Genomic DNA, 8,292 nt, shown 5'->3' with positions numbered 1-8,292 from the left:
GCCGGCGCCCGCCTGGCCGCCCGCCCCGACTGGACCCTGGCCGACCTGGAGACCCGGCTCGCCGATGCCACCCGCCGGCTGGACACCCTCGAGTACGCCGACCTGGCCATCCGCGCCAGCATCGCGGTCAGCCACCACCACCTGCGCGAAGAGCCCGCCGGCCGCGACGCCGCCCACCTGCTGCCCCTGCTCGGCCTGCTCGATTTGCCCGCGCACACCCCGGCCGCCACCGCCGCCCTGACCGGCTGGCCCCGGCACCGCGCCGAAGCCGCCCTGGAACGTCTCCAGCACGCCCGCCTCCTCGAAACCGCCGGCCCCGACCGCTACCGCTTCCACGACCTGGTCGGCCTCTACGCCCGCGAACGCGCACACCAAGACGTCCCGGAGCAGGAACGCACCACCGCCGTCCAGGGCGCGCTCCACCACTACCTGACCACCCTCTGGATGGCCAGCGCTCTCTTCAACAACGAGTCCGTACCGCGATGCCCCGTCGAACTGCCCGAGAACTCCTTCAAGGACCCGGCCGAGGCGGAACGATGGGCCCAGGAGGAGCGGGAAAACCTGCTCGCCGCCGCGCAGCAGGCGCTGGCCGGGCCCGACCCGGCGACCGCCGTCGGCCTGGTCATCGGCCTCCACTGGCCCTTTTCCTATCAGGGCTGGCACACCCAACTGGCCGACATCTACACGCACGCCATCGAGGTCGCCGATCGCATCGGAGCGTGGGAGGACAAGGCCCAGCTCCGCAATTTCCTCGGCTGGGTCTACCGGGACCAGGGCCGCTACGACGCCGCGATCGCGCAACTGAAGACGGCTCTCACCGACTGGGACCGCGCCGGCCTGCCCCGAAGGAGGGTGGGAGCCCTCAGCAACCTCGGTGTCATCCACACGATCGTGGGCCGTCTCGACGATGCGCTCGCCTACCTGGAGTCGGCTCTGGCGCTCAACGACGACGCCGAACGCCCTGGGGCCCCGGCCGTGCTCCGCAACAACCGGGTGCACGTCTACTACCGGCAGGGGCGCTACGACGAGGCGATCGCGGAAGCGCGCCAGTTGGTGGAGTTGTGGCCGAAGACAGATCCGCTCGCGGGTGCGAGTTCGGCACACGACTCGCTGGGCGACATCTACCTCCATGCCGGCCGGCTGACCGAGGCGGTGGACAGCTATACGACGGCGGTGCGGCTGTTCCGCGAGTCGGGCTACCGGCTGAAGGAAGCCGTGTCCCGCTGGAGGCTCGGCACCGCCCTGCACGGCCTCGAACGGCACCGCGAAGCGCGGGAACAGTGGGCGGAGTCCGTCCGCCTCCTGTGCGACGCCCGCCTGCTCACACCCCGGGAGGCGACCGAGATCCTCGCCCAGCCGGTGCCGGAGACACCCCAGCCGATCAAGAACATGCTCTGACCTTCACCCCTTTGTTCACTTGTACCGAGTGATGGCGGCCTGGCCACGTCGCACAGCTTGCGGGCGGCGCAGGCGCGTGATCACCTGGGAACGTACGGGGAGCGATCAACCGTAGAAGGCCGGCGGCGAGCGCGTCCGAGAGGCGCGGTGCTTGCGGTGCCGGGGCGCAGTCTGTCGTATTCCAGTCCTGCACGGTCCGGCGACGCGCCGCGACCGGTGCGAGCGAGGAGGACCCGATGGCCGAAACCGTGCACGTCGTCGAGATGAGCCCCGCCGAGCGCGAGCACGCGTTCGCCACCTGCCGCGCGCTGGCCGAGGAGTTCCGCGAGGCCGGGCCGCGCCACGACGCGGAGAACTCCTTCCCGTACGAGCTGGCCGGGCGGGTGCGTGCGCTGGGGCTGCCGGGCCTCAACATCCCCAAACGCCATGGCGGCTGGGGCGCCGACATCGCGACCACCGCGCGCTGCGTCGAGCTGCTGGCGTACGGCGATCCGTCGATCGCGCTGGCGTTCAACATGCACTGGGGCGTGATCGGCTTCTTCCGCGGCATGTGGAGCGAGGCGCACCAGGCGCGCTTCTTCCCGGGAGTGGCGCACGACGGGCACCTGTTCGACGGCGCGTACAGCGAGACCCGTGCCGGTGTGATCGGCCTGGCGGACACGCGCGCGGTGCCGGTCGACGGCGGCTTCCGCGTCAGCGGCCGCAAGAGCTGGGGCACGTTATCGCTGGTGGCCGACTTCCACACCCTCAACGCGACGATCACCGAGCCCGACGGCGAGCTGCCCGCCGACCACGCCGTGCGCGCCTCGCGCGAGGTGATGCTGGTGTGCCCGGCCTCAGCCGAGGGCGTACGCATCGAGAAGACCTGGGACGCGCTCGGCATGCGCGCGACGGGCACCGAGACCGTGGTGTTCGAGGACGTGTTCGTACCGGACACCGACCTGGTGTCGTCGGCGTTCCGGCCGGACCTGTTCGCGAACCTGGAATGGCAGACGCTGAGCTTCGCGTCGATCTATCTCGGGCTCGCCCGCCGCGCCTACGCCGAGACGCTCGCGATCCTGCGCGACAAGCGCCTCGGCGCCGTACCCGAGGCCTCCGACGTCAGGCTCGGCGACCAGCAACTCGTGCAGGTCGGCGTCGGCGAGATGCGCGTGCTGATCGAGACCGCGGCCAACACGATCGAGGTCGCCGCCGCGCGCCTCAACGAGCAGCGCGACCTGCCGGACGACCCGGCGCGCCGGCTCGGCTGGCTGGAGATCCCGAAGGTCGTGGCCACCGAGAACGCGATCCGTGTCGTCGACATCGGCATGCGCCTGGTCGGCGGCGGCTCGTTCCGCCGTGGCCACCCGCTGGAGAAGCTGTACCGTGACGCGCGCAGCGGGCCGTTCCACCCGCTGACCACCGACCAGCTGATGCAGCACCTCGGGCACGCGGAACTGGGCTGAGCACGGCACCCGCGCGCCGGTCGGTTGCCGCATCCTGCGCGGCGAGCCTGTCGAAGCCGTCGAGCGCCGGACAGGGGTAGCCCCCAGAGAACCGATGGCCACCGCGCCGACCACGACGGGGTCGGCGACCACATCAGGCCCGGCCTGCTGCGCGTTCTCGACCGCCTGAACCGCAGCATCGGCTGCCGATGGTTCACCGATTCGGCCGCCCGCAAGCTCTACGCGCCCGAGGAGCATCCGTTCCTCACCCGGATGTACGCCGCCGGGCTGCGTGAGATCGTCACCCTCCGCGGCCCCGACTCCCGGGCCGCGCACCTCGCCGACCTGCTCCTCGCCCACAGCGGGGAGTTCCGGCGGGTGCGGGACGGGCACGGGATCGGGATACACCCCCACGAGGTCAAGCACTTCATCCACCCGGAAGTCGGCGCCCTCGAGCTGGCGTGCCAGAGACTGGTCGACCCTGGTCAGGCCCACTCGCTGCTCGTCTACACCGCCATTCCGGGCAGCGAGAGCCACGACAAGCTGCACCTGCTGTCCGTCATCGGGACGCAGGCCCTTGGCTGAGGGCTCCGCGCACGTCGGTCAGCTCAGCGCCGCGGCCCCGAAGGAAACGCTGAATCGCCTGCACCAGATGGTCACGCTCTTCAGCGTGCCGAGGTCGGCTTCGGCGGGGATGGGGTAGTTGGCGCTGCCCTTGTTGCCTTTGAGGTGGCCCAGCTCGAGGTGACGACCGTCGTCGAAGGTGAACCAGTCCTTGGTGACCGGTTGGTCGCTCAGCCAGACGCGCAGGTCGGGTCCGTCCGAAGTGTCCAGGTTCTCCAGGCGCAGTACGCGCGACCCGTCCGGCAACCTCAGCACCGCCGCCCTGCCCGTGGTCTTGTGCTCGTGGGTGACGAACGTGCCCGAGGCGAGCTTCTCGATCCGTTTCGCGGGTGCGCTCGCCGGTTGTTCAGATGAGGTGACAGCGGGCGGGGCCTCGTCCACCACGACGGTCGTGAACACCCGCCATGGCTGGAACAGGTACATCGCGAAGGCGAACACCACGGCGCCCAGGCCGATGGCAGTCAACCTGACCGGGTGCTTGAAGAGCTTCATACGTCAAGGGCACCATGGTGGCCGCCGGTCGGGTCTTACGTAGCGGTTACGGGACACGGCCGACGCCCTCGTCGAGCCCCAGAGACCTGGGCAGGTCGAGTGGTTCGGCCTTGTAGAGCTTGGCGGGATCGCCGGTCTGCGTGCCGAGATGGCCGTAGACCTCCAGGGAGATCAGACCGTGCATGCGCCCCCACATGCGCAGCGCGAGAGCGACGGCGGCGGGCTTCCGGGCCCGGCTCGCGCCCGCCTCCGGATTGTCGGTGCCCGTTGATAACTATGGCCCGTCACGTTGACCGACCGACGACGATGGAGCCCCCCATGGCCACGGCCATCTTCAGAGACGAGAGCGCCACCGGCAGGTGCTCAGTCGAGATCCCCCTTCCCGCCCGATCCGACACGAGCCCGGCGCGCGAGCTCGTCCGCCTCGTGCCGCGGGCCGGAGGCTGACATGGGCGTCCTCGACAATTTTCCCCGGTCCCAGGGCTACCTGCTCAACCACATCGAGGGGCTGTCGCGTGAGCTGTTCGCCCGCTACGACGCGGGCGGGCGGCCCGGCGCCGACGAGGCCGGGCGCAGGGCGTTCGGCCTATGGGCGCAACTGCGGCTCAGCCTGGGCGACAAGGGCGGCCACGAGCACCCCGAGGAGGTGCTCCGGCTGGTGCGCGAGGTGGCCGGCGGCGACGTCCCCTGGACGTTCGAGGACACGCGCTCTTTGTGGGAGATCGCCGACGCGCTGTCGAGCTGCGGTCACACCGGCCACGCCGAGCTGTACCGGATTCCGCTGGCCGCCATCGCGACGCTCGGATACCCCGAGCGCCGTCAGATCCTTGGTGACGCGCCGCCGTGGCACCCGGCCCACCGCAGCCCCGGACGTGCCGCGTTGCGCAAGGAGCTGGCGCGCGTCCTGACCGAGCCCCCGGAGCACGGGCCGGCCGGGGTCGTGCGCAGCCTGGTCTGGGACGGCGACCCCATCGCGCGTGCCATGGCAGGGCCGTACGCCGCCCGGCTGGCCTGCCCCGCCGTGCTGCCCCTGCTGAAACACTGGCGCAAGGCCAAGGCCAACCGGCCCAGCGAACCGTGGCTCGCCAAGGTCCGCACGCTGCTCACCGACGACGGCGTGGCGGTGCTGCGCGAGATCCTCTCCCGCCTGGCCACCCACCGCGAGAGCCGCGAGCCCGGCGGCCGGGTCTTCCTCGCCCGCCACACCGCGCTCCCGCTGCGCGGCATGCTGTGGACCTGCGAGGTGATCGACGCGCCCTGGGTGTCCACGCTGCTCGGCGACGTCGCCATCAACTGCGGCATCGGGCGCAACGGCACCGGCGGCGCCGCCGTCTGCCGCAACGAGAGGCTGGCCAACGCCGCACTGAACGTGCTGGCCAAGCGGGGCGGCCTCGACACGGTGGGCGTGCTCGCGCGCGTGCGGGCCAAGGTGCGCAGACCGGCTCTGCTGGCGAAGGCGTCCGATGCCCTCGACGCGGTGGCCGTGCAAGAGGGGCTGAGCCACGAACAGCTCGTCGACCGGACGGTCCCGGCCTTCGGGCTCGGCCCCGGCGGGGTCCGGGAGGAGCGGGCCGGCGACTGCGTCGTCCGGCTCGACGTCGACGGGCCGACGCTGCGTTACGTCAACGCGTCCGGGCGCGCCGTCAAGTCGGCGCCCCAGTCCATCCGCAAGGATCCGGTGTTCGCCGATCTCAAGGCCACGCTGAAGGACCTCAAACGCACGCAGGCCGCCGAGCGGCTGCGCCTGGAGCAGATGCTCATCGTCGAACGCGAGCTGTCCTGGCAGGAGGCCGAGCAGTACTTCTTCGACCACCCGGTCACCGGCCCCTACACCCGCGCCCTCATCTGGCGGCTCCCCGACGGGTTCGCCGGGCTGCCGGTCAGGAGCGGCGACGGCTGGGCACTGGCCGACGCGAGCGGCGGATCCGTACGTCCGGGCGCCGACACGCCCATCCGGTTGTGGCACCCGATCCAGGAGAGCGCCGAAGGGGTGCGCGGCTGGCGCGACCACCTGCTGGAGCGGGGGATCAGGCAGCCGTTCAAGCAGACGTTTCGCGAGGTCTACCTGCTCACTCCGGCCGAGGAGCGCACCCGCACCCACTCCGACCGTTTCAAGGGCCACTTCGTGCGCTACGGACAGGCCAAGGCCCTGCTGGAGCAGCGCGGCTGGAGCGGGCTGTCGATCGGCCACTGGGACTACGAGTGCGGCGGCGACGTGGGGGCGGCCGTCAAGACGCTCGCCGGCTGGCAGGCGAGCTGGGGCATGTGGGTCGCCTCCGACCCCCATCAGGACGCCTGGGGCACGGCCTCCTGCGCCGCCACCGACGCGATCCGGTTCCGCCACGCGGATCTTCCCGGCGACGCGCCGCTCACCGACGTGCCGCCGCTGGTGTTGTCGGAACTGCTGCGCGACGCCGACCTCGCCGTGGGGGTGGGGTCCCTGGGGCTCGACCAGCAGGCGGCGGCCGGGCACGACGGCTACTGGCAGTCCTACGGGTTCGGCGAACTGGGCGAGACCGCTCGCACGCGGCACGACGCGCTGGCCCGGCTGCTGCCCCGCCTGAAGATCGCCGACCGGGTGGAGCTGACCGACCGGTTCCTGCGGGTGCGCGGAAACCTGCGCACTTACCGGATCCACCTGGGGTCGGGCAACATCCTGATGGAGCCGAACGACGCCTACCTGTGCATCGTCCCCGGCCGCGACCGCTCCGCCCCATCGGTTTTCCTGCCGTTCGAGGAGGACGGCGGAATGTTGTCGATCATTTTGTCGAAGGCGTTCCTGCTGGCGGACGACACCAGGATCAGCGACCCCACCATCACCCGCCAACTCGTCGCCACCTAGCCCCGAAGCGCCCCTGGCGCTGACCGTTGATGGGGATGGTCGCGACCAAGTCGCAGGTCGGCAGGACGCCGGCCACGCCTGGGTCTGTGACCGCCCTGACGGGACTCCTCGTTCGTGATCAGGAGCTCCTGGCCCGTGACGACGACGCGGTCGCGGGCCGGGGAAGACCCCCGAGAGCCTCGAAAGGCTCTCGGGGGTTGGCTGCCGTATCCGCTTTTCTACCGAATGAACACGCTCGAGCCGACTATCTCCTTACCATCGCCCGGCCACACCGTGCCGGTGACCAATCCCTGGCAGTTCGGCAGGAGGTAGGCGACGGCAACATCGTCGGTCTGGTTGTAAACGAAGGGGTCTGCGCTCCCGGAGGTGTAGCAGCCGCTGGGGTCAACGTACTCTGCCCGGTTGATGTAGAGAGTGCCGTTCGCGGCGGAGACCGGGCTCGCCAGGCTCACGGCGAGTGCGGCGGCGGCAGTGAGGGTGGCGAGGGTGGCCGTGGTGCGGAGCATGGCGACTTCCTGTCCTGTAGGGGGTTCGCGCCGTGGCGCTGTGTTCTTCCCCATGCTGCACTTTCAGTAGTCGTCCAACTACTGTCGGTTGCGATAGTGATCAGTGGCTCCCTGACCGCCGCACCTGCCGGTGTGCACCTGAGCGCGATATTCGGTGGACAGCGTCGTATCCGGTAGGTAATTTCTCCGGGTCCTGCCCGTGGCTGTCCGCAGTCCGAACCGGCGCGGCCTCCGCCTCCTCCGGAAGGCGTCTCTGGCCAGGCGACCGTTCCTCGCACCCAAGGAAGACGCTTCGTGACCGGCATCGTCCCGCTGCGCAAGAACATGCGTTTTCAACTGCTGTGGGTAGGCAGTGCGGTTTCCCAGTTGGGGTCGGAGCTCACCAGGCTCGCCATGCCGCTGCTGGTGCTGGCGCTCACCGGGTCGCCCGGGGCGGCGGTTGCTGGTCACCACCGGTCAGGTGCCGGTCTGGCAGTTCGTCACACTGGCGGTGCTCGACGGGCTATGCGCCGCGTTCATCGGCCCTCTCCAGGACACGGCGATCCGCGGGATCGTCCCCCCTGGCCAATTGCACAGCGCCTACGCACAGGAAGAGGCCCGCACCCACGCCGCGGTGCTCGGCGGCGCGGCGGCGCTCGTCGTGCTGGGCGGGTTGCTCGGCCTGACCGCCGCTGTGGCCGCGCTCAGCCCAGCGTTGCGCCGCTTCACCGGAGAAGCCTCTCCGGCCGGGGACGACGCCGCGCCGGCTGGGGACGAATCCCCGCGCGCCTAGCGCCTGACCAGGCGTTGATGCCCTTCGGCCACCCGGCCGACCGTCAGCCCGGTGGGGTGGCGAGGTTGCCGGCTTGATCGCGGTTGCTCTCCGGTCAGGCCGGCCCGGGCAGGGCTGCGCTCCCACCGCCGGCGAAACAGGTCGCCTGCGATCTTCCTCCAGCAGCTCCCTTGGCGGCGGAGTCCTGAGTCCAGTAGATCGCGCCATCGCGTGTGGTGCTTGAGCGCCCGGCAC

The 8,292-nt window shown here is 70.8% G+C and carries 8 protein-coding genes and 1 pseudogene; 6 read left to right on the top strand and 3 right to left on the bottom strand.

The window, feature by feature from the left end; genetic code table 11:
- From AB0I15_RS50170 to AB0I15_RS50160, 3 genes are all read left to right on the top strand, one after another.
- Positions 1-1,398: tetratricopeptide repeat protein (locus AB0I15_RS50170; protein ID WP_358113482.1), on the top strand; the 1,398-nt coding region annotated here is incomplete at its 5' end.
- A gap of 236 nt (positions 1,399-1,634) precedes the next feature.
- Positions 1,635-2,843 carry an acyl-CoA dehydrogenase family protein gene (locus AB0I15_RS50165; RefSeq protein ID WP_358113480.1) on the top strand — a complete coding sequence of 403 codons (1,209 nt, stop codon included), beginning with the start codon at positions 1,635-1,637 and terminating at the stop codon, positions 2,841-2,843.
- A 24-nt stretch (positions 2,844-2,867) separates the two neighbouring features.
- Positions 2,868-3,407, top strand: coding sequence for a hypothetical protein (locus AB0I15_RS50160; RefSeq protein ID WP_358113478.1), 540 nt, complete (start codon positions 2,868-2,870; stop codon positions 3,405-3,407).
- Positions 3,408-3,425: 18 nt separating this feature from the next.
- On the opposite strand, the gene AB0I15_RS50155 is transcribed toward AB0I15_RS50160, so the two are convergent.
- Both AB0I15_RS50155 and AB0I15_RS50150 read right to left on the bottom strand, forming a co-directional pair.
- Positions 3,426-3,938, bottom strand: a complete 513-nt coding sequence (locus tag AB0I15_RS50155) for a DM13 domain-containing protein (protein ID WP_358113476.1) — start codon at positions 3,936-3,938, stop codon at positions 3,426-3,428.
- 46 nt (positions 3,939-3,984) lie between these two features.
- Positions 3,985-4,161: pseudogene (locus AB0I15_RS50150) on the bottom strand (TetR-like C-terminal domain-containing protein); the annotation flags it as partial.
- 95 nt (positions 4,162-4,256) lie between these two features.
- On the opposite strand from AB0I15_RS50150, the gene AB0I15_RS50145 reads away from it, so the two are divergent.
- Positions 4,257-4,385, top strand: coding sequence for a hypothetical protein (locus AB0I15_RS50145; protein ID WP_358113474.1), 129 nt, complete (start codon positions 4,257-4,259; stop codon positions 4,383-4,385).
- Position 4,386: 1 nt separating this feature from the next.
- Positions 4,387-6,780, top strand: a complete 2,394-nt coding sequence (locus AB0I15_RS50140) for a DUF4132 domain-containing protein (protein WP_358113472.1) — start codon at positions 4,387-4,389, stop codon at positions 6,778-6,780.
- A gap of 218 nt (positions 6,781-6,998) precedes the next feature.
- Here AB0I15_RS50140 and AB0I15_RS50135 read toward each other — a convergent pair whose 3' ends face one another.
- Positions 6,999-7,286: a hypothetical protein gene (locus tag AB0I15_RS50135; RefSeq protein ID WP_358113470.1), complete on the bottom strand. Its 288-nt coding sequence runs from the start codon at positions 7,284-7,286 to the stop codon at positions 6,999-7,001.
- 439 nt (positions 7,287-7,725) lie between these two features.
- Between AB0I15_RS50135 and AB0I15_RS50130 the strand changes: the two genes are divergently transcribed.
- The gene (locus tag AB0I15_RS50130; protein ID WP_358113468.1) at positions 7,726-8,058 is read left to right on the top strand and encodes a hypothetical protein; all 333 of its coding nucleotides are present in this window, start codon (positions 7,726-7,728) and stop codon (positions 8,056-8,058) included.
- Positions 8,059-8,292: the final 234 nt, after the last annotated feature.

This window comes from Nonomuraea sp. NPDC050643 (assembly GCF_040654715.1).
Taxonomy (GTDB): Bacteria; Actinomycetota; Actinomycetes; order Streptosporangiales; family Streptosporangiaceae; genus Nonomuraea.
This window is presented reverse-complemented; position numbering and strand designations above follow the sequence as displayed.